This is a genomic window from Streptococcus halotolerans, assembly GCF_001598035.1.
In the GTDB taxonomy this organism is placed as follows: domain Bacteria; phylum Bacillota; class Bacilli; order Lactobacillales; family Streptococcaceae; genus Streptococcus; species Streptococcus halotolerans.
Genome location: NZ_CP014835.1, coordinates 1,387,022 through 1,409,972 on the forward strand (window position 1 = coordinate 1,387,022; position 22,951 = coordinate 1,409,972).

General features: G+C 39.0%; 17 protein-coding genes. 1 reads left to right on the top strand and 16 read right to left on the bottom strand.

Translation table 11 applies throughout. The features are described 5' to 3' along the window. Positions 1 to 213: 213 nt before the first annotated feature. From A2G56_RS06230 to ahpC, 10 genes are all read right to left on the bottom strand, one after another. Positions 214 to 1,581 (bottom strand): hypothetical protein, encoded by a 1,368-nt coding sequence (locus A2G56_RS06230; protein WP_062710482.1) that lies wholly within the window; start codon positions 1,579 to 1,581, stop codon positions 214 to 216. Next, positions 1,526 to 2,254, bottom strand: coding sequence for an ATP-binding cassette domain-containing protein (locus A2G56_RS06235; protein ID WP_062710484.1), 729 nt, complete (start codon positions 2,252 to 2,254; stop codon positions 1,526 to 1,528). The genes A2G56_RS06230 and A2G56_RS06235 overlap by 56 nt, the downstream gene beginning before the upstream one ends. A gap of 55 nt (positions 2,255 to 2,309) precedes the next feature. Then, the gene (locus A2G56_RS06240; RefSeq protein ID WP_237334393.1) at positions 2,310 to 2,555 is read right to left on the bottom strand and encodes a hypothetical protein; all 246 of its coding nucleotides are present in this window, start codon (positions 2,553 to 2,555) and stop codon (positions 2,310 to 2,312) included. A 531-nt stretch (positions 2,556 to 3,086) separates the two neighbouring features. After that, the gene (locus A2G56_RS06245) at positions 3,087 to 5,525 is read right to left on the bottom strand and encodes an ATP-dependent Clp protease ATP-binding subunit (RefSeq protein WP_062710487.1); all 2,439 of its coding nucleotides are present in this window, start codon (positions 5,523 to 5,525) and stop codon (positions 3,087 to 3,089) included. Then, the gene (locus A2G56_RS06250) at positions 5,525 to 5,986 is read right to left on the bottom strand and encodes a CtsR family transcriptional regulator (protein ID WP_062710490.1); all 462 of its coding nucleotides are present in this window, start codon (positions 5,984 to 5,986) and stop codon (positions 5,525 to 5,527) included. The genes A2G56_RS06245 and A2G56_RS06250 overlap by 1 nt, the downstream gene beginning before the upstream one ends. A 313-nt stretch (positions 5,987 to 6,299) precedes the next feature. Then, complete coding sequence (locus tag A2G56_RS06255; RefSeq protein WP_062710493.1) at positions 6,300 to 6,485, bottom strand: hypothetical protein; 186 nt, start codon at positions 6,483 to 6,485, stop codon at positions 6,300 to 6,302. Between the two features lie 365 nt (positions 6,486 to 6,850). After that, positions 6,851 to 7,891 carry a translation elongation factor Ts gene (gene tsf / locus A2G56_RS06260; protein WP_062710495.1) on the bottom strand — a complete coding sequence of 347 codons (1,041 nt, stop codon included), beginning with the start codon at positions 7,889 to 7,891 and terminating at the stop codon, positions 6,851 to 6,853. Positions 7,892 to 8,077: 186 nt separating this feature from the next. Continuing rightward, positions 8,078 to 8,845 (bottom strand): 30S ribosomal protein S2, encoded by a 768-nt coding sequence (gene rpsB, locus A2G56_RS06265; protein WP_062710498.1) that lies wholly within the window; start codon positions 8,843 to 8,845, stop codon positions 8,078 to 8,080. Between the two features lie 393 nt (positions 8,846 to 9,238). Next, entirely contained in the window at positions 9,239 to 10,783 is a 1,545-nt protein-coding gene (gene ahpF, locus A2G56_RS06270; RefSeq protein WP_062710501.1) for an alkyl hydroperoxide reductase subunit F, read from the bottom strand. Positions 10,784 to 10,813: 30 nt separating this feature from the next. Continuing rightward, complete coding sequence (gene ahpC, locus A2G56_RS06275) at positions 10,814 to 11,374, bottom strand: alkyl hydroperoxide reductase subunit C (protein ID WP_062710503.1); 561 nt, start codon at positions 11,372 to 11,374, stop codon at positions 10,814 to 10,816. 408 nt (positions 11,375 to 11,782) lie between these two features. Here ahpC and A2G56_RS06280 point away from each other — a divergent pair, with 408 nt between their 5' ends. After that, complete coding sequence (locus A2G56_RS06280; protein WP_062710506.1) at positions 11,783 to 14,839, top strand: ATP-binding protein; 3,057 nt, start codon at positions 11,783 to 11,785, stop codon at positions 14,837 to 14,839. 97 nt (positions 14,840 to 14,936) lie between these two features. Here A2G56_RS06280 and A2G56_RS06285 read toward each other — a convergent pair whose 3' ends face one another. From A2G56_RS06285 to A2G56_RS06310, 6 genes are all read right to left on the bottom strand, one after another. Beyond that, positions 14,937 to 16,196 (bottom strand): ISL3 family transposase, encoded by a 1,260-nt coding sequence (locus A2G56_RS06285; protein ID WP_062707495.1) that lies wholly within the window; start codon positions 16,194 to 16,196, stop codon positions 14,937 to 14,939. 159 nt (positions 16,197 to 16,355) lie between these two features. Continuing rightward, the gene (locus tag A2G56_RS06290; protein ID WP_062710509.1) at positions 16,356 to 17,345 is read right to left on the bottom strand and encodes an arginase family protein; all 990 of its coding nucleotides are present in this window, start codon (positions 17,343 to 17,345) and stop codon (positions 16,356 to 16,358) included. 142 nt (positions 17,346 to 17,487) lie between these two features. Continuing rightward, positions 17,488 to 19,029 carry a histidine ammonia-lyase gene (hutH, locus tag A2G56_RS06295; RefSeq protein ID WP_062710511.1) on the bottom strand — a complete coding sequence of 514 codons (1,542 nt, stop codon included), beginning with the start codon at positions 19,027 to 19,029 and terminating at the stop codon, positions 17,488 to 17,490. A gap of 23 nt (positions 19,030 to 19,052) precedes the next feature. After that, positions 19,053 to 20,384, bottom strand: a complete 1,332-nt coding sequence (locus tag A2G56_RS06300) for an APC family permease (protein WP_062710515.1) — start codon at positions 20,382 to 20,384, stop codon at positions 19,053 to 19,055. Positions 20,385 to 20,648: 264 nt separating this feature from the next. Next, on the bottom strand, positions 20,649 to 21,242 hold the full coding sequence (locus A2G56_RS06305) for a HutD family protein (protein WP_062710516.1): 594 nt from the start codon (positions 21,240 to 21,242) through the stop codon (positions 20,649 to 20,651). Positions 21,243 to 21,263: 21 nt separating this feature from the next. Beyond that, positions 21,264 to 22,937: a formate--tetrahydrofolate ligase gene (locus A2G56_RS06310; protein WP_062710519.1), complete on the bottom strand. Its 1,674-nt coding sequence runs from the start codon at positions 22,935 to 22,937 to the stop codon at positions 21,264 to 21,266. Positions 22,938 to 22,951: the final 14 nt, after the last annotated feature.

Here is a 22,951-nt window from a genome sequence, read left to right on the forward strand (position 1 = left end):
TATATACCACACCAGATGGATATGACTCCTAAGTAAATCCAGATAATTTTAGAGGTAAATCCAAAAATAGTGTAAAGGCCACTTGAATCCTCAGTGCTTTTTATATATAGTCCCATGAGTGTTACTCTTTCTGAGTTTATTACCTGAAAGAGTTCAACACCGTAGTCTATCAAAAAGACTATAACCCATAGTAAAGTAGCATAAGAGAACTGTTTAATTAGTTTTTGCATATTTTATGCCTCTTTCCTTTATTAAAATATAAAACAATAATAATGACAGAATAACTAATGATGTGATTATTAAAAATATTGAGGATTTTATAGTAATTAAGATGATTATGTTTAGAAATAACAGAATTACTGAAACGACTTCATTTAAACTACTTTCTGATTTTGGGAATAAAAATCCTACAATGACAGAGACAATTGATAAAGAACTCCCCCAAAGTAAACTCTCAAAATCTTTCGAAAAAAGAACTTCTACTACGAGTAAAGGTATTTGAACAATAAATATACTCATTACAATCTCCAACCACTCTCTCTTTACAGATATACCCATAAGGTTATATAATTTTCGGATTTGTAAAGTGCTGTCGGCATAGTGAAGAAAAATTATATTTAAGAAAGGATATAGTGGAGACATAACTTTAATCATCGTATTAAAGTCAGTTGTGATGCAAGAATAAATTACCAATGTGGAAAAAATAAATAGTGACGATGCACACAATTTTGTACGAAGCACACTTTTTAATACATTTGTTAAATATCTTGGTAGAGGGATATGCAGATACTTTCCTCCTAAGAAAGACTCTTCCATATCATCATACGTTATTAAAAAAAGTACCAAACATATTATCATCATGACAAGAAAACTGACGACTGCTAAGTATATTGGAGGTTGAATGTGTTTGGCTAAAAAGAATTCCACTCTAAACCTTCCGATATAAAAATAAAACATTGTGGAAGTCAGTATCACAAAGGAAATAACACCTTTTAGTTTAGAAAAATATTTTTTAAAGTATTTGTTAAAAAAATTATAGATAGAATGACTAGCCATATATCCAACCAAAAAAGAACAATGACAGGAAAAAAATAGTAAGCCAGAAATTGGTAGATCACCAATCACCTGTAGTCCTGGCATCATAATAATAAAAAAAAGTTCATAGATAACTATAGAGGTCACTAACTTAAACAAGTGAATAGCATATTTTATTTCTAACCCCAAGAATGGAAGCATTCTTGCAGTAAACAAAGAACTCTTTTTTATTAATATAATCGATTGAGACAGCTGAAAAATAAAGATACCAACAATAAAAGATAAATTATTATAGCTACTAATTGATAATTTGATAACCATAGCTAACTCTGAAAGAGAAAAATCATTTCTATTCTGCCCCAATTTTGCAAATTCAACAGCATTAATGTAAAAATAATAAAAATAAGCAAGGAAAAATAAAGAGATTACACTAATGCGCCCAAATTTACTTTTAAAGATAGGACGGTTTAATACACCATGGAAAGAATCATTAATAAAAAGTGTTAAAATCTCCCATATATTTTTGTAATTTATCAAATTTTTCACCAGTTTGTCCTATTTGTTTAATTATGTTCTTAATATCCTGACTTAGTCCCTTATAAGGTAACAAGCATCCTTTGGACATTATATAGATATTGTTAGAGAAACGATTAAGAGTATTCATATCGTGAGACACTATTACAAAACTTCTGTATCTTTTTTGAAAATTCAATAATTCTTCTAGTAATAGAGCTGTATCAAAATCCAATCCACTAAATACTTCATCCGCTAAAATGTAAGGAGTTCCCGAACAAAAAGCTGCAATAATTTGAATTTTCTTTTTCATTCCGAAAGAATATTTTTCTAATAAGACGTCTTTAAATTCTTTCAAATCAAAAATTTCCAGTAATATATCGATTTGATTATAATTAGCATTCTTATAATGTTTCAAAATAAAAGTCAAGTATTCAATGCCAGTCATATATTCTGGTAAATAAAAGTCCGATGGGATATAAAATATCTGCTCTTTATATTCTTTACTTCCAATTTTGTAACCGTTACAAATAATTTCTCCTGTACTGTACGGGATCATCTGTGCTAGGACGTTCAAAAACGTTGTTTTACCACATCCATTCGTTCCAACAATAATGCTGATTTCAGAATCTGGAAATGTACAGGTAATTCCATTTAAAATGTTATCACTCTTAAATGATTGGCTTAATTCACATATATTAAACATATCTTCTCCTAACAATTAGAGAGCTTAGTTTTCTTTAGCTAAGCTCTCTAATTGTTTACTTACATGCAACTCCCATTTGTCCTGACTTAGGCCAATTATATCGCACATTAAAAGCAAAAGAACGACCTCTACTCGTGCAGTACCAAGCATATAAACCAACTGCAGCTAGAACAACAAGGGCTACTACAACCCAAATCCACTTATTTTCCATAGTTTCTTCATATTTTTTATTTAAATAAAGTGAATATTGAATGATAGATGAGTTAATTTTATACGTTAAGTGGCTTAATTTATTAAACACTTTCTATTCCCTATTTATAATTTTATTTTATGATAACGATACTTTGATGTCAATATTTATTTAAAATTAAATTATTTTAAATAAAGGAACTAATTCTGGCGATGATATTATAGTTTTTTAGGGAGCTCCCAAAATCGAAGATAGTTAATTTTATAAAAGAATCTATAAATCCAAAAAAACTAAAAAGACTTAGCCTTTGTAATACAGAGCTAAATCTTTTCGATAATTAATTATCCAACTTTTGGGGTGCAGTTCAAGTCTTCGTTTCTATCAACGCTCTTCGAAAATCAAACTCAGGCGTCGTTGACTTGATTTGATAAATTTCATGTCTACCTGTATCAGTGTCTCCCAGTCTAAATGTGATTTTCATTGAGTGTCGTCTGCTGCATTAACTTTGAAATATCATCACTTCCGACTTACCTTACTCAAGTACGGTCCGCATCTCAGTTCCTTGTTTGACAGTTAATTCATTTGACTATATAGGCAGCAAGCAAAAAGTCTCTGATTGATTCAGAGACTTTTTAACAACAATTAAACCATATCAAATTTAAGTTTCCCTTGTTTGACACCGATTTTGAGAATATTACCAGCAGCTAGTTCCCCTGAAAGAACCAGTTCTGCCAAGTGATCTTCCACTTGTGTCTGGATAGTACGGCGCAGTGGACGTGCACCCATTTCAATATCATAGCCATCCTCAGCCAAATGTTTGAGAGCTGACGGCTGGAATTTAAGAACAATATCTTTTTCAGCCAATTGTTTAATCAACGGTTGAACCATAATCTTAACCACTTCTTTCATGTGGTCTTGCGTCAAGCTGTGGAAGACAACTTTTTCATCAATACGATTGATGAACTCAGGACGATAAGCCTTCTTAAGTTCTTCCAAGATACGTTTTTCCATCGCCTCATGGTCATGTGATAGATCTTGCGCTCCAAAACCGACTGTCTTATCATCACGAAGTGCCGTCGCCCCAAGGTTTGAAGTCATAATAATCAGGGTATTTGAAAAATCAACCTTGCGCCCACGAGAATCTGTTGAAACACCATCGTCAAGCACTTGAAGTAGCACATTGAAAATATCAGGATGGGCCTTTTCAACCTCATCGAACAAGAGAACCGAATAAGGTTTCTGACGAACTTTTTCTGTCAGTTCGCCCCCCTCATCGTAACCAACATATCCTGGAGGGGCACCGTTCAGACGTGAAGCGGCAAATTTCTCCATGTATTCAGACATATCAAAACGAATAAGGGCTGATTCATCATCGAAAAGAACTTCTGCTAAGGCCTTAGCCAACTCTGTCTTACCAACCCCAGTCGGTCCCAAGAACATGAAAGACCCAATTGGACGTTTACCAGTTCGAATGCCAGACTGATTACGACGAATCGCACGACTGATAGCCGAAATTGCTGTATCTTGACCAATAACACGTTTATGTAATTCTTTTTCCAAATTAAGATACTTTTGATTATCTGCCTGCGTCATTTTTTCCACAGGAATCCCTGTCAGACGACTAAGAGTAGCCATGATATGGTCTTCGCTTACCTTGACAATTTTGGGAGTAGCAAGGGTGTCTTCTTTTTTAAGTAAACGCGAAACAGTCTTGAGATCTCCACTTAAAAGTGCTTCATCAATTGGCGAAAGCTCTGCTTGAACTTCTTTTTTTACCATGGTTTGAACAGTCGCACTAGCCTCATCTATCAAATCGATAGCCGAGTCCGGAAGGTTTTTACTGGTCATATAACGATGAGCAGCTTTAACAGCTGTCATCAGGGCATCATCCGAAATCGATACATGATGATAGGCTTCATAACTCGGACGAAGTCCTTTGAGAATCTCAAAGGCATCTTCAACAGCAGGCTCTTCAATAATGATTTTAGCAAAACGGCGCGACAGCGCTGCATCTTTTTCAATATGCTTTTGGTATTCTTCTTGGGTGGTTGCGCCAACCATATGGAGGGTGCCACGAGAAAGAGCTGGTTTGAGAATATTAGCCGCATCCAAGGTACTGTCCATCCCACTGCCAGAACCCATAATCGTGTGCATTTCATCCACAAAGAGGATAATATGCCCATCCGTCTCGATATCTTCGATGATTTGATTCATACGCTCCTCAAAATCACCACGGAATCGGGTTCCTGCAACCACGCTCATCATATCTAATTCCAGAACTCGCATATCACGCAGCTCATAAGGAATGTCACCACCAGCAATGCGTTGGGCTAAACCATAAGCCAAAGCTGTTTTACCAACACCAGCATCACCGACTAGGACGGGATTATTCTTAGTTTTACGACTGAGCACCTGTACCATACGAGAAATTTCTTTGTCGCGGCCCACAACCGTTTCTAAAGCGCCAGCCTGCGCCATAGCTGTTAAATCGCGTGTGAAATCCGATAATTCTCCAGCTGTTGATGGTGGTTTCATCATATCTGTGAAATTATTAGCCTTAGGGCGTTTGGGTTTTTTCAACTCGTGAATGGATTTGACTTGATCTTTGGTAAAGCCCGCATGCTTCTCTAAACTTTGACGGAGACTAAAAATCGAAGACCCCTCACCATCGTTTTTGAGTTTAAATCCAGCTAATTCCAAGATACGGATGGGCATCATTTGCGGATTTAGGAGCATCGCCATCAAGACATGCTCAGTACCAACCTCGTCATCTCCAGTAATCTGACTAATTTGTTCCGCAAAAGCCAAGATGTCAGCGGTCGCTACTGATTGCTCATGAAGATCAAACTGATTAATGCTCTCATCAAAAGTCTTCTCCGACGCTAAAATAGCAGCTGCAAAATAATCATTTTCACCAGTCTCACTGTCAAATTCTCGGAAAGTTAATCCTGCAATGGTTTCATCACTGGAAATTAATCCAAGCAAAAGATGCCAACTTTCTAGCAATTGGCAAGAGAACTGTGTTGCAATAATTTGTGACAGGCCAAAAACTTCCTGCATTTTTTGTGAATACTTAACCATTATGATTCCTTTTTCCTATCCAACCGATGGAGGAGTTTCTTTAACATTCTAGTTCTAATAAAAGGGGCATCTTGTCCTAATACGGCATCAGAAGTCATTGATAACAGCAAGTTGCCTTCTCGCTCCGTGATCACCTTTTCTTCAAATAAGAGTTGAATAAGATCATCAAAAACCTGTTGGCTAACTCGCTCACCAATGGTTGCCATCAAAGAACCCAGCAATTGATGATTATCTGAAAACTTAACCTTGGCAATACGGATGTAGCCGCCACCACCACGTTTACTTTCAACCAAATAACCTCGACTCTCTGTGAAACGTGTCTTTATAACATAGTTGATCTGACTGGGAACAACCTGAAAAGACTCAGCCAGATGAGATCGCTTAATTTCGGTCATACCTGACTGAGCCAACAACTGCTTGATATACTCTTCAATCTGGTCCGAAGTATTTTTTGACGACATTAAGGACTCCCTTTCTTACTTTGACTATAACTGACTATAATTATATCAAATTTTTAAGACATTTAAAACCTTAAACCTTAAACCTTAAGCCTTAAGAATCCTTAGACAGACGAAAAATGTCGGACAATTCCCTCAAGTCTTTTCCGTTTGTTCACCATGTGATATAGTCGAATAAATTAACTTTGAGACAAAGAACTGAGATACGGGCAACAATTGAGTAGGGTAAGGCGAAAGTGAAGATGTCTCAATCTTAATTCAAAAGACTATAAATCCGCAAGACAATAAGAGATAAACTACCTCCTACAAAGGGGAATTAATAGCATTCTAACCCCATATCCTGAATAACTTGGGTTGACATCAGTGGTGTCGCAATCAAACCGATATTACCAGTTATGATAGCCATACTAGTAACAAAGGTTTGACGACCGTCAATGTCACAAGAGTTTGCGACACTTGCAGAAATCGCTGATATCCCACCCACAAAACCAGAAACAAGCAAGAACGCACCTAAGTAATAGAAAACAATAGCGGCATTGTCAAAAATGGCGACTCTGCCCTATTAGACTGCTTCAAAATCAAAAATAGCGGCAATCCAGTCTCTGTGTACAATCGATTATATAGTAAAATGAATTAACTTTAAGACAAATAACTGAGAGGCGGGCAGCACTTGAGTAGAGCAAGGTGAAAGCGACGATGTCTCAACCTTAATTCAAAAAACTATAGTTAGGAAGAAATGACTTGTTTTGTCATAACATTACAATTTCGCTATTTCTAAATTTTGTTAAGTATTAGCCCTTTTAGTCGCGTTTAGCCATAAGAAAGGCACCTCTTTTAACGAGGTGCCCTAGATTAACGATTAATCAATTATTTACCAAGAGCTGCTGCCATTGTAGCTGCAACTTCGTTTTCAAAGTCATTTGAAGCTTTTTCAATACCTTCACCAACTTCGAAACGAGCAAATGCAACAACTTTAGCATTTACTGATTCTAAGTATTGCTCAACTGTTTTGCTGTCATCCATGATGTAGACTTGTGCAAGAAGTGTGTATTGTTGGTCAACTTTAGTGTTATCAAGCATAAAGCGATCCATTTTACCTGGGATGATTTTGTCCCAAATTTTTTCTGGTTTACCTTCAGCAGCAAGTTCTGCTTTGATGTCTTCTTCAGCTTTTGCAATTACTTCATCAGTCAATTGTGCTTTTGATCCATACTCAAGGTGTGGAAGAGCTGGTTTGTTAACCATAGCACGTGATTCGTTGTCCTGATCGATAACGTGGTTCAATTGTGCTAATTCATCTTTAACAAATTGCTCATCAAGTTCAGTATATGAAAGAACTGATGGATTCATTGCAGCGATATGCATTGAAATTTGCTTAGCAAGGGCTTCGTCGCCACCTTCGATAACTGAGATAACCCCGATACGTCCACCATTATGTTGGTAAGCACCGAAAGCTTGATCATCTGTTTTTTCGATAACAGCAAAGCGACGGAATGAAATTTTTTCTCCGATGGTAGCTGTTGCGTTAACATATGCTTCTTCAAGTGTTTCACCTGAAGCCAATTTAACGTTAACAGCTTCTTCGTTGTTAGCTGGTTTAGCTGCTGCAAGTGCTTTTGCAGTTTCGTTTACCAATTCAACGAATTGAGCGTTTTTAGCAACAAAGTCAGTTTCAGCGTTAACTTCAACAACGGCTGCAACATTACCAGCAACGAAAACTCCAGTCAATCCTTCAGCAGCTACGCGGTCAGCTTTTTTAGCTGCTTTGGCCATACCTTTTTCACGAAGTAATTCAATCGCTTTATCCATATCGCCATCAGTTTCAACAAGTGCTTTTTTAGCGTCCATAACACCAGCACCTGATTTTTCACGCAATTCTTTAACGAGTTTTGCAGTAATTTCTGCCATGAGTAGATCTCCTTAACCTATAATCTGAGACAACAATTCCTGGGTATCAGTTCTTGTTACTCTTTAATAACTAACCAAATAAAAACAAAAGAGACTAGGGCTTAGCCCTGCCCCTTTCGCAAGTAATGTCCATTCTTGCCAATCAAGCTCAAATGGTAAAGTGGACCAGTGTCCTTGTTACTTTTCTTAGTTGTTGTCGCCTTCTACAACTTCAACGATTTCTTCGATTGATTCTGCGCTTGCTTCTTCTTGGAAGTCAACACCAGCATCTTCGCCTTGGTTACCTTCGATAACAGCGTCAGCCAATTTAGAAGTAATCAATTTAACGGCACGAATAGCATCGTCATTTGCTGGGATGATAACATCGATCTCATCTGGATCAGCGTTTGTATCAACCATAGCTACAACTGGGATACCAAGTTTTTTAGCTTCTTTAACAGCAATTTGTTCTTTATGTGGGTCAACGATGTACATAACATCTGGAATACGAGGCATATCTTCGATACCACCCAAGAATTTTTCAAGACGTGCACGTTGTTTGTTCAACAAGGCAACTTCTTTCTTAGGAAGAACGTCGAAAGTTCCATCTTCTTCCATGCGTTTGATCTCTTTCAATTTAGCGATACGTTTTTGGATTGTATCCCAGTTTGTAAGAGTTCCACCCAACCAACGGTGGTTGATGTAATATTGACCAGCACGAGTAGCTTCTTCTGCAACTGCTTCAGCTGCTTGTTTTTTAGTACCAACGAACAAGATAACTGCATCGTTTGCTGCTGCGTCACGAACGAAGTCGTAAGCTTGATCAGCTAATTTTACAGTTTGTTGAAGGTCGATAACGTGGATACCGTTACGCTCAGTAAAGATATACTTAGCCATTTTAGGGTTCCAGCGACGAGTTTGGTGACCAAAGTGAACACCAGCCTCAAGAAGTTGTTTCATTGAAATTACTGCCATGAGTAGTTTCTCCTTTTATGTTTTTTTCCTCTTCCAGCCGTCAACTTGCAAGACCACCACGCGGGCAACAGCCCCACAATGGAGCCAGAATGAGTATTTATTGCCTAAGCAACTAGTACAGTCTATCAAAAATCATACCAAAAAGCAAGTCATTGCCTGACATTTTAGCGGCTTCTTTACCCTTTAGATAAATGATTTGTACACATGCGGATGCATTCGGATTTTCTTTTGAACTCCAAAGAGTTCACTTAACCACTTGGTTCAGTCTAATTGGCAACCTTTTATTATCAAGCAATACGGCTACTTGCTATCCTAAGTAACGCAAAAGAAGTGGAGATAGCCTTCTCAAAAGGTGCTCTCCTACTTCTTTAGAGTGCTTGATACAGCCTTGACTTAGTCAGATATAGGATTTCGAATGAGATAGTCAAAGGCGCCGATAGCTGCTGTTGCTCCAGAGCCCATGGAAATGATGATTTGCTTGTAGGCAGAATCCGTACAATCCCCCGCGGCAAAAACACCTGGAATGTTAGTGGCACCCTGCTTGTCAACCACAATTTCACCTCGCTGGTTCAACTCAATACCGCTATCGCTTAACCAAGAGGTGTTTGGAACCAGACCAATTTGTACAAAGACACCCTCTAAGGAAATGCTCTTGTCTTCTTTAGATTCACGGTCGCTATAACGTAACCCTGTCACTTCAGTATCTCCTAAAATCTCTTGAGTAGCAACATTTTTCAGAACGGTTACATTGTCAGTTTGTGCAATTCGTTCTTGTAAGACTTGATCAGCTTTCAGTTCTGGTAAAAACTCTAAAACATAAACATGCTTAGCTAGGCCGGCTAGATCCAAAGAAGCTTCAAGTCCAGAGTTTCCACCACCGATAACAGCCACGTCTTTCCCTTCAAAAAGCGGGCCATCACAATGTGGGCAGTAGGTGACGCCTTTATTACGAAATTCAGCTTCCCCTGGAACGTTAATATTGCGCCATTTGGCACCTAGGGCCAGAATGACTGTTTTCGCCTCTAGAACAGCACCATTTGACAAGGCTAAGGTAATCACTTTGTCTTTCTCAACAGAAGTCACTTTTTGGGCTTTAATGATGTCAACATCGTAACTCTTAGTGTGTTCCTCTATTTGCGCCATCAACTTAGGACCTTCTGTATAGAGGTTTCCGATCATGTTTTCAATGCCAACAGTCTCCATGACTTGTCCACCAAATGTCTCAGCTACTAAGCCTGTTTTCAAACCTTTTCGCGCAGCATAGATAGCCGCACTATTACCAGCTGGACCGCCGCCAACGACTAGGACGTCATAGACTCCCTTATCGGCAAAGGCTTCTTTTGACAATGGACCTGACACCTTATCTACCAACTGTTCAATAGTTGCGCGACCTGATGACCACTCAGAACCATTTAAATATACCGTTGGAACAGACATGATTCCTTTAGATGTTACCTCATCTTGAAACATCCCTCCTTCGATCATCGTATGCGAAATGTTGTCATTTAATACCGACATGATATTTAAGGCTTGAACCACATCGGGACAGTTATGACACGTTAGACTAACATAGGTTTCAAAGTGAAGTTTTTGATCAATAGCTCTGATCCGATCCATCAGATCTGACTCAATTTTCGGAGCACGACCAGAGACTTGCAAAATAGCCAAAATAAATGATGCAAACTCATGTCCTAATGGAATTCCTGAAAAGATGATCCCACTAGCTTCTCCTTTTTTTGAAACTTGAAAACTAGGAATTCTCTCCAGAGTTATCGTCTCACGACTAATACGATCTGACATAGTCTCAATTTCCGTGATAAACTCATCCATTTTTTGAGAATTGGTATCATCGCCAAGACAAACCTGCAATACAATATCTGACTCCAATAACTCTAAATAACTTTGAAGTTGAGATTTGATGTCGTTAGATAATGTCATAGACGTCCTCCTCGTTTTTCGTTTTTCTGATTATATTTTTCCAACTAAATCTAAACTTGGCGTCAAGGTTTCAGCGCCTTCTTTCCACTTAGCGGGACAAACTTCTCCTGGATGCTCGCGAACATACTGAGCTGCATGAATTTTATCAATCAAGGTGCTAGCATCGCGTCCAATACCATCAGCATTGATTTCCATCATTTGAATGATACCATCAGGATCCACAATAAAGGTTCCCCGTTGGGCGAGACCATCTTCTCCTAAGACGTCAAATCCTTGTGATAAAACGTGAGAAGGATCACCAATCATTGGGAAAGTGATTGTTCCCACGACATCAGACTCGTCATGCCAAGCTTTATGAACAAAGTGCGTATCTGTTGATACCGAATAAACTTCCACACCTAGTGATGTCAACTCCTCATACTGATCTTGTAAATCTCCTAATTCCGTTGGGCAAACAAATGAGAAGTCAGCTGGGTAGAAACAAAAGATAGCCCATTTACCTTTGATGTCGTCACTGCTAACTGTTATGAATTCACCTTGATGATAGGCTTGTGCTTGAAACTCAACCATTTCTTTTCCAATTAATGACATATGTGTATCCTCCTTAAATATAATGATATGGTTTAGTCCTATTATATAACAATAATCTTAAATATTCCTTTAGGAGGTACTGAAATGTTCGCGCTTCCATCATTGTTCTTATCAACTTTTCTGTGTCATTTAGTGACAAGTAAGTGAAAGTGACAGAAAATTGATAAACGATCTCCCACCACAGTGACTGTCGTTATCCCAAGACTCGTTATCGTCTTAAATGACCTTATTTCTCAATAGAAGTTTGTTAAAGATTACAAAAGTCAACAATTTGATTAGAGCATCTATGCTACAAGCAAATGATTGACTAGAAGAAAGAAAGTTGGAAGCTAGGTTGCTTAGAAGGGGCTTGCTAAAAAGAAAAGATTACGTTATATTGAAGGTAATTACTTATGGAGGCGCTTACAAATGGTAGATATCAACTTAAAATTACTTGGCAACCCCCAAATTTTTTTAAATGGCCAAGAACAATTTTTCACCTTTTCTAAAGTAAATGCCCTCCTCTACTACCTTGCCATCAATGGTTCTGTCAATCGCGAAGTCGTCGCTAGCTTACTCTGGGAAAACAAAAGTACCCAAACAGCTAAAAAGAATCTTCGAAATACTATTTACCAAGCCAATAAAGGAACTAAAGCTGATATCATTATTTGTCCTAACAGAAACACTATTACATTGAACCCTGATTTAAATATCACAATTGACGTTGACCTCTTTTTAAAGTCACCCAAACATCATTTGGATCTGTATCAGGGCGATTTTTTGCAGGGATTTTATCTCAAAAACTGTGAGGAGTTTGAGATTTGGATATCTAAGCTGCGCCTTCAATATGAACAAATCTTTTTGAAAGCCTCCTACCAAAAGGTAGAAGAAGGCCTTTCTCTTGATAACGAAGAAGATAATGAACAATACCTAAAACAACTCATTGATCGTGACGAATACGAAGAGCGACATTACCAATTATTAATGCGTTTTTACCAACAACAAAAACGTCCTAGTAAAGCCATTGAAACCTATTATCAATTAACCAATCTCCTCGAGAAAGAACTTGGTATTCAACCCAGTAACCAAAGCCAACAGATTTATCAAGAAATTCTAGCCAATCATCGCAATGATTGTACCGTTAGTCACTTTCTCCGAACCAGCGATACCTTTTTAGGACGAAGCGAGGAAATTCGACAATTGGAAACTTTTTTAGCCAGCTGTTTGAACAACCATGATGCCGAAATGATGCTCCTGATTGGAGACACTGGAATAGGAAAAAGAACCTTGGCTAGACAGGTTTTAGCTGCTCAAAGCTCACGCTTTCAAATGGTGACAGCGGAGTGTTTCCGCGAAGAATATGAGAGTCCCTTTCAACTATGGCGTACTCTCCTAAATCACTTAGGAGATCTGGTTATTCAACATAGATTACTAACTCCTCAGAGTTGGAAAATGTCTTTGAAACAACATTTCACCACTATCCTTGGGCAAACAGAAAGCGATGATCATTCGGTTTCACCTAAGCAATTAAACGCTCTTAGCTACTTCCTTGTAGATATCTTACAGCAACTATCTGCCATTAGACCAATGGTTATTCTGATTGAAGATATCCACTGGATTGATCAAGGAAGCTTAGCAATTCTTCAAAAGGTTATTCATCAAGTTACAGCTAGTCCTCTAGCGTTCATCTTTACCAAACACCCGGGAACACCGATTCATCTAGAACATTATTTGAATGCCTTAACGAGTCAAAAGAAATTACATGCCATCGTACTAGAGCCATTCACGCGCCAAGAAAGTTTTGATTTTATTCATAGTCAACTAATTAATCAGACAATCGATCCCGAAGAGTTCGAACGGCTCTATCAAGTCAGCCAAGGCATCCCCTTCTTTCTATCTGAATACACCAAACTCCTTATCAATAAAGAGAAGTTTGTTCCTCTCACACCAGCAATCAAGGCTAAGCTGGGGCTAAAGTTAGCCAATCTAAATAGTTTAGCTAATGAACTATTAAATCTTTTAGCCTGCTGTCCTCAAGCAGTCCCACTTAATACCCTCGCACAGCTAATGTCTGTTTCCTTAGAGGAAATCATAGCTATTGTTGATAATCTTTGCAGCTACTACATTTTAATGGAATCTAACCAAGATGATGATATCGTCATCAATTTTCGAAAACAGATCGTGCGACTTTATTGCTACGATAGATTATCCAAATCGAGAAAACAACTGCTTCACGGACAGATTGCTAAGCGTTTGGAAGAAACGCTTGCTATTTTGCCACCTACACCAAAACTGTTACAAGAAATAGCCTACCATTTTGACCAATCTCATCAAGATATCAAAGCATTAGAATATAGCCTGAATTATCTCGATAACACCTTGGACTATCAACATGAACTTTTTCCCATTTATTCTAAATATTTAGCACGAAACGAATTGTCAACAGATGACCATCAAAAACTCATCGAAAAACAATTTAAAAATGTCCAAGAACGCATTGAACATTTGGAAGCAAAGTATGAAAATAATAGGGATTTTCAAGAGTTAGTGGTTCGTTTTTCTTACTTGGAAGGACGTTACGATATTCGAATTGGTCGCTACCAAGAAGGCATTAGACATATTCGAAAGGTTATCGCCCTGGCGACTGATCTCAAACAATCTTCTTTTTTATTAGAAGGCTACCGACAACTCATCCACTACTGCATTCAAGTAGAAAATAAAGTCGAGATGAAATACTACGCCGAACTATCTTTAGAAGCCGCTGTAGCTGCCAATCATTTTGAAGCTATCGCAATTAGTTTAAGGTTTAAAGGGCTCTATCATCTGATCATCGGAGACTTGGACGAAGCTAAGCGACTTTTAAGGCAATCCATTGATTTTTTCAAGGTTACTCCCTCTTTAGAATCTCAATACACGATTCAAATAGCGGCTGCTTTAGACTATTTAGCCGAAATCTATCAAATCAAGCAAGAATTTGATAAAGCCATTCATTATCAAGAAACGGCTATAAAACTAACCGAAAAAGCAGATGCTGAAGTGCCTGCAAGCGTCTTTTATATCGGATTAGGTATTTCCTACTTCATCATTGGTCAGCTTGATACTTCAGAGCAGATGTTAACCATTGCTAGACAAGGTCTTAACAAACATCTACGCCCTTGGAAGGAAATCCAGTTAGACATTTACTTGGCTATCGTCCAATGGAAAAAAGGAGTTACTGGTCCTGTTATAGACTTACTAAGACAAAAGGATAAACTGGAATCTAGGTATGGTAATCCAAGAGATAAAGGCTTTATTTATTACGTTATGGCAGTGGTTAAATACCATCTACTAACTGCTAAAGAGTCGTTAAGCGAATCCGATTGCTATTATTTAGAAGCGACACTAACAGAATCTTTTGAACGATATTACGAGATTGCTATGGCTAATCTTAATCCTTATCGTGATCACCACCTCTGTTGTGAATTGACACGTTTACGACAAAATTAGCTTAGTTCACACTAAAAACTCCCCATAGTCGCTCTTAAAGAGGTGACATGGAGAGTTTTTTGTGGCTCTTTGTCAACTGTAGTGGGTTGACTTATAGTTAACACCGAGAGAGGACCAGTTTGGTCTTCTCTTTTGTTGTATTCAAAGCAAGATAAATCCGTTTTTTGAAGTTTTCGAAGTTCCTAAAGCCAAAAGCATTTCGCTTAATGACTTTAATAAGGTTGTTGGTCGCCTCTAGTTTGGCATTGGAATAAGGTAGTTTCAGGGCGTTGATAATCTTTTCCTTGTCTTTTAGAAAGGTTGATAAGACGGTCTTGAAGATGGGATGGACTTGTTTGATGGTATCAGAAATGAGTTCAAAGAAGTGTTTCTCCTGCTTTTCTTGGAAATGAAAGAGAAGGCATTGGAAGAGTTCATAGTGGTGACGTAGCTCATCAGAGTAGCTCAAAAGACGTTGCACAATCTCTTGATTGGTCAAGTGCATGCGAAAAGTTGGACGATAAAACCGTTTATCGTTTAGGTTACGACTATCTTGTTGGATGAGTTTCCAGTAACGTTTCAAGGCCTTATATTCGTGAGATTGACGCTCAAATTGGTTCATGATTTGGATACGGAGACGGTTCATAGCGCGAGATAAATGTTGAATAATGTGGAACCTATCGAGAACAATCTTCGCCTTAGGAAACAGTGTCTTAGCGATGTCATAGTAGGGACTAAACATATCCATGGTGATGACTTTAACACGACTGCGCACCTTGTGAGAATACCGCAAAAAATGATTTCTGATGACAGCTTGCGTCCGACCATCAAGGATAGCGATAATCTTGTTAGCATCGAAATCTTGGGCAATAAAGCTCATCTTTCCCTTCTTAAAAGCATACTCATCCCAGGACATGTTCTCGGGTAACCAGGTTAAATCGGTCTTGCACTCAAAGCGGTTGAGCTGCCGATAGACGGTTGACACAGAGACAGACAGGTCTTCAGAGATTTTTGTCATTGCCTCACGACTCATGAGTTTGTCGGTGATTTTGTGGTTAATGATGTTGGGAATCTGGTGATTTTCTCTGACCAGAGAGGTCTTAGCAACAGCCATTTTCCCACACGCTTGACATTTGAAGCGACGCTTTTTGAGACGAATCAGTACTTTACAACCCGCCATTTCCAGATAGGGAATTTTGCAAGGCTTTTGGAAATCGTACTTTGTCATTTTTCCTTGACAAACAGAGCATTGAGGGGGATCATAATCTAACTTGGCATGATACTCTCTGTGAGTGAAGAACTTGTCAAATGTCTTTTCAAAAGTGATGTTAGGGTCTTTAATGTCGAGCGAATCTTTGATATAATCTAGTTGTTCCATATGAGTCTTTCTAATGAGTGGTTTAGTCGCTTTTCATTATAAGTCATATGGGACTTTTTTGCTATATTCAAAAAGACTCCATAATCTCCGAGAAGAATTTACCCACTACAGAAATTATAGAGCCTTTTTTGTAATGTCGTGATAACCCTACTAAAACCTTTAACCGTGTTGCTGTGCCATGATTTGAACCAAATAGAAGACAAACGTTGCAGCAAGGTTAGCAGTGTGCTTATCAATATCATGTGGCGGAGATACTTCCACAATATCGAACCCCACTAACTTGCCACTGGCAGCAATATGTTGTAGCAACAAAACGGCTAGATTTGGATCAACACCAAGTGATTGAATGGCACTAACCCCAGGTGCTGAGCCGACTGCAAAGCAGTCCATATCAATAGTCAGATAAACTCTTGTTTGATTTGCTAAAAAATCATCAATCTTTTGACACACTTCTTGATAGCCCATTTTATAAATATCCTGGCCAGTTAAAAAATGAATGCCTTTTGACCTTGACACAAAGTCAAAGAGAAATAAATTATTATTATGTTCTTGAATACCTAATGCCAAGTAGTTAAATACTCTATCTTCTTGCAAGGCATCATCGAACATTTGGCGAAAACCTGTTCCAGAATTTGGACCCGTATAATCGTAAGGCCTTAGATCAAAGTGAGCATCAAAATTGATCACAGCTAAGTCATCATGACTAGCCAATGTTTGCCTCAATCCATGGTAGTGTCCATAAGCAGTTTCGTGCCCACCACCTAGTACAATCGGTTTGAGATTAAGATCACACATCCGTTTGATAGCCTTGGATAAACTCATTTGTAGTTGTTCCAAAGAACGATTAGGACCATCAATATCTCCCACATCATAGACCATGACCTTATCCCCTAAATGCCATGGTAACTTAGCTAACTGACTACGAATAGCCCACGAACCTTCAACTGCACCGACACGGCCATTGTTAATATAAACGCCCTTATCGCTTTTGAAACCAATGATTGCAAAATGCGTTCCCTCAAAAGGTATTAAGGAAGCATCATTGAGATCAAGAAAGGTCATGACCATACCCCATTTGGCGGTATAGAGATTGTCTTCTATGGCCCCATGGTAGTAACTAGTATTTGATGGATAATAATCTTCTAACACACCTATCCCCTCCTTATGCCTATCGGCAAATAGGTCTGGCTAACAAGACCTAACGACTATTTGCGACAAGCTAACTGTCAATCATTATATCAAAATTGTGCTAAAAAGGCTCTGACACTTGTCACAGCCTTTGATAAATAGCCTAGAATTGAATGGCAAGGTCAACAACCTCTTCAATTTTTTCAAGGAAATTTGGATTCTCTATAACAGCTGAAGCTTTGTTTAGTTCATCATAAATTTCAATGTCTTTATCATCTGATATCATGTCGACTTCTTTGCGGAAAAGATCATAAGCAACTTTTGTTCCAATACCAAGGTCATGATTGTCTGGTTTCAAATCTAGGGCTTGGCAGGCTGCCATAATCTCTGTCGCCACAATACGGCGAGAATTCTTAAGTATTTCGCCTGCTTTTCGAGCAGCTGTTGTCCCCATGCTGACAAAGTCTTCTTGATTTTCACAGGATGGGATAGAATCGACACTAGCTGGATGTGACAACACTTTGTTTTCGGATGCTAATGACGCACAAGCGTACTGAGTAATCATAAACCCTGAATTTAAGCCAGGATGTTTGACAAGAAATGATGGTAATTGACTCAACTGATGATTAACCAAGCGCTCTACACGGCGTTCCGAAACATTACCGATTTCTGAAATCGCAATGCCTAAAAAGTCAAATGGTTGGGCCATTGGTTCACCATGGAAGTTTCCTCCTGAAATAACATGGCCGTCTTTACAGATAATTGGATTATCAGTTACAGAGTTGATTTCAATATCGACTTTTGTTTTCACATAAGCGATACTATCTTTACTTGCTCCATGAATTTGAGGAATACAACGAAGAGTGTAAGGATCCTGAACCCTAGACTGTGTCGCTACCGTTGTATTCTGGCTGTCTTTCAATAGATTACGGATATTTCGCGCAGTTGCTAATTGACCACTTTGTGGACGGATGGTGTGAAGATTTTCTTCGAATGGGCTAGAAATACCATTGTGAACTTCAAGAGAGAGGGCTCCTGCTATATCTGATAATTTTAGTAGTTGTATCGCATCGTAAGTTGCCAAAGCTCCTATTCCCGTTAAGATAGTTGTGCCATTAATCAAAGCCAGACCTTCTTTGGCGGCTAAAGAAATTTTAGAAATGCCAGCTTTATCAAGAGCTTCTTGACCTGAAAGCAACTCACCCTTGTAATAAGCTTTCCCTAGACCCAGCATTGGCAACACCATGTGAGCAAGTGGAGCAAGGTCTCCTGAAGCACCAAGTGATCCTTTTTCAGGAATAAATGGATGAACTCCCTTATTTAATAATTCCAATAATTTTTCGATGGTTGATAAACGAATACCTGAATAACCTTTTACCAAAGAGTTAATCCGGATAAGCATAATGGCTCTGACCGCATCTTCTGCCAAAGGATCTCCATAACCGCTAGAATGCGTACGAATCAAATTTTCTTGAAGTTGGACGGTATCTTCTGTCGAGATGCTGACATTACAAAGAGAACCAAAGCCTGTCGTAATACCATAAACAACTCGTTCTTCTTTGACAATATCATCAACAATTTTTCGAGAAGCATTTACCGCTTCCACGGCACGATCATCGATTTGACAAGTCACGCCTTGACGCGCAACTGCAATCACATCTTCAAGGGTAAGGCTTTCGCCGTCTAGTTTTATCACTCTTGTCATATCTTTTCTCCTAGTTCTATTCTTTATATCAGATGATGATTGGCATGTTTCTTTCGGCCATGCATGACATAATAAACGCTACTTGCAATGACAATTCCTATGGCACCACGAACGAAGTGCATTGGATTATCACCCCAAATCATTAAAAGACTAATCACTACCGCTAATACTGGGATAACTGGACCAAATGGTACGCGGAAGACTACTTTTGCATCTGGTTCGTCTTTTCGTAATTTCATAACTGCTAGAGCAGTTGGGATGTATTGGAAGAAACGAAAGACTACACTCAAACCTGCCAAGGTTTCAAAAGAGCCTGTTAGTAAAAGTGCAATCGTAATCGCACTAGAAATAGCAACTGCTACAACAGGAGCTGCATTTTTATTTTCTTTGGCAATCGATGCTGGAAGCAAACCTTCTTTAGCAATCGCAGCACCAAACCGCGGTACCATGATAGATTCCCCCATATTTAATCCAGTAATTGAAATTAAAGCGCCAATCGAAACCAGCCAAGCGCCAACAGGGCCAATCATTTTAACAAATGCGTCTTGGACAGGAGCATTGGTATCCATGATACCACCACCTAGCATGGCGATCGTTCCGCCGATAATCAACATGTATAAGACAGAAACAATACTAATTGATCCTAAAATAGCACGTGGAACATTTTTTTCTGGATCCCGCATTTCACCTGCAACGATTGAGAGGGTTTCAAAACCAATAAAGCCATAGAAGATATAGACGGCAGTATTTGAGACAGCTCCTAATAAATTTGTTCCTGGTTCCAATTGAACAAAGGGTGTGAAGTTGGGTAGACCGTTCTTAATAAAGAATAGGGTACAGGCTGAGAAGGCAACGATTGGGATCAATTTAGCAATAGTTGCTGTAATGGTAAAGATTTTAGAAGTTCTCAAACCTGCAATATTCATCAGAGATAGCAGGATAACCAAAGCAATACTCAAAGGAATGTTGTATCCTTCAAATGCTGGAAAGGTGATAATGAACATCTTCGCAAAACCTGCTGCCATGGCCGCCCAGGCAAAGATGGTAACTGCCCATCCAAGAAAACCAACATTGAAACCAACGAAGTCACCAAAAGCGCGCTTCGAATATTGAAAAGCACCACCGTTTTTGCCAAAATACCCCGCAACTTCCGCAAAACAAACGGCTAACATGATGGTCAATATCGCTGTCCCAAACATGACAGCGATGGAAGCTGGACCAAGACCTTTATAAATTGACTGTGGCAAGAGAAAAATACCTGAACCAATAACGGCGTTTATCCCATAAAGAGTCGCACCACTCAAGCTAAACTTTGCTTTTTCTCTTTCTTGTTCATTCATATGATTTGACGCCATAATAATACTCTCCTTTTTTGTACATTTTGCGTTCAAATGTTAGCAATAAAGTCATCAGGTGATTATCCCAGTGAATGACTGGATGCTCTACCTGATCAAAGGGATGTCATAAAATAAGTAGCGATGAGAAACTAAGTAGTCCTCATAAAATGTGTAAACAACTTTCATCAAGACGCAACCACAGCCATAGTCACTGTTTGATGCTAATCAATCATCGTTGGGACAGAAATCATAAGGGATTGACGATTACCTACAAGAATGACTTCACTTTTTCCATAATCCAGCCCAAACGGCAAGAGGACGATGATTTTCTTGGTGCTGACTGGGATGGATTTGGGCATCTGCTATCGATGAATCCATTTCCATAACTACCAAATGATTCTCTGCCAATGATAACTTTTTGTGATTGTTCCAATAAATTGTAAGATCAGTAAGGGCATAAATCATTTCAACATCAGCCCTTTTAGGATTGTCCTTGGTCTCTGGCCAAATCGCTTGTAATTGCCCTTGGTAGTGATCATCAAAGATGAGATTCATATCTTGACAGGTGCCGCGACTAATGATCCGGCGATTTCCTTCAAATGCGTAAGGCTGGAAAGGAACCACAGTCGTTTCACGATTGTCATCAATGTCACTGAGAGTTATCGGCTTATCCAATGTCATGATAAGGCGATGATACCCTTCTAGTGAGGTAAAAGTTGTTTGTCTTATGGCTACTGTTGCAGTAGAAAGACGATAGGAAAACTGTCTTTTTCCATAATCGCCAGTTTCAGGATAAAGGTACAATTGTTGCGTTTTTCCACCTGACCAATCCGATAAAATATAGTCCGAAGGTTTTCTAACAGTTACGATTGTCATCTCTTATCTCCTAGCATTGTCTTAGAATAATCCGGTAATATTGCCCTCCTCATCAATGTCAATTTTTTCACTAGCTGGCACTTTAGGCAGACCAGGCATGGTCATAATCGCTCCTGTCAGAGCTACTATAAAGCCTGCTCCCGCAGATACCTTAAGCTTGCTGATTTTAACCGTAAAGTCCTTAGGTGCTCCCAGCTTTTTGGCATCATCGGAGAAAGAATACTGCGTTTTCGCCATACAAATTGGGTAATGCCCAAAACCTAGGCGTTCTAACTCAGCCATTTCTCGTTTGGCAGCTGGAGTTAGGCTAATGCCTTTACCTCCGTACACTTTAGTCACAATCTTGGTTAGTTTTGTTTCAATGCTATCATCTTCATCGTAAACAAAGTTAAAATGATTGTCTTGCTCAGCTAGTTCAACAACTTTTTGAGCTAATTCACGACCTCCTTTGCCACCACTTGCCCAAACATCTGAAATCACTACGTCGACACCACGTTTGGCACAAGCATCATAAACAGCCTGTAATTCAGCATCCGTATCCAGAGGGAATTTGTTAATAGCAACCACAGCAGGTAAACCATAAACCTCTTGAATATTTTCCAAATGTTTGTCGAGATTTGGCAGACCATCGATCACTGCTTGAACATTTTCGGTACCAAGGTCTGCTTTAGCGACACCGCCATGCATCTTCAATGCTCGGATAGTCGCTACCAAAACAACAGCTGAAGGACGTAAGCCTGACATGCGACATTTGATGTCAATAAATTTCTCAGCACCTAAGTCGGCCCCAAAGCCTGCTTCTGTGACTGCATAATCTCCATATTTCAAAGCTAGTTTTGTCGCAAGCACACTGTTACAACCATGAGCAATATTGGCAAATGGCCCTCCGTGAATAATAGCAGGTGTGTGTTCTAAGGTCTGAACCAGATTAGGATGAATGGCATCTTTAAGCAGAGCTGCCATAGCGCCGCCAGCTTTTAAATCTTTAGCGGTAACTGGATTGCCCTCGTAATTGTAACCAATAATAATCTTTTCCAAACGTGCCTTCAGATCAGCTATATTTTCTGATAGACAAAGGATAGCCATGATTTCAGAAGCAACAGTAATGTCATAACCATCTTCACGAGGAACGCCATTAACCTTACCTTGCAAACCGTTGACAATATGGCGCAGTTGACGGTCATTCATGTCTACAACACGTTTCCAAGTAATACGTCTTGAATCAATGCCCAAATGATTGCCTTGATGAATATGATTATCAATCAGAGCTGCCAATAGGTTATTAGCCACACCAATAGCATGGAAGTCACCGGTAAAGTGAAGGTTGATGTCCTCCATAGGAACAACTTGGGCGTGCCCACCACCAGCTGCCCCGCCTTTTATCCCAAAAACAGGTCCTAAGGACGGCTCCCTAAGAGCGATAACAGCCTTTTTACCAATAGCAGTCAAAGCATCGACTAACCCAACTGAAGTCGTTGTTTTCCCTTCACCGGCTGGTGTTGGAGAGATGGCTGTCACCAGAATCAGCTTGCCATCTGATTTATCTTTAAGAGAAACTAGCTGCCGGGCGTCGATTTTGGCCTTGTATTTACCGTAATGACAGAGCACTTCTTCATCAATACCGACTCGGTTGGCAACGTCACTGATCGGTTCCATAGTGACTGAATTTGCTATTTCAATATCTGATAAAACCATGTTTTCTCCTTTAT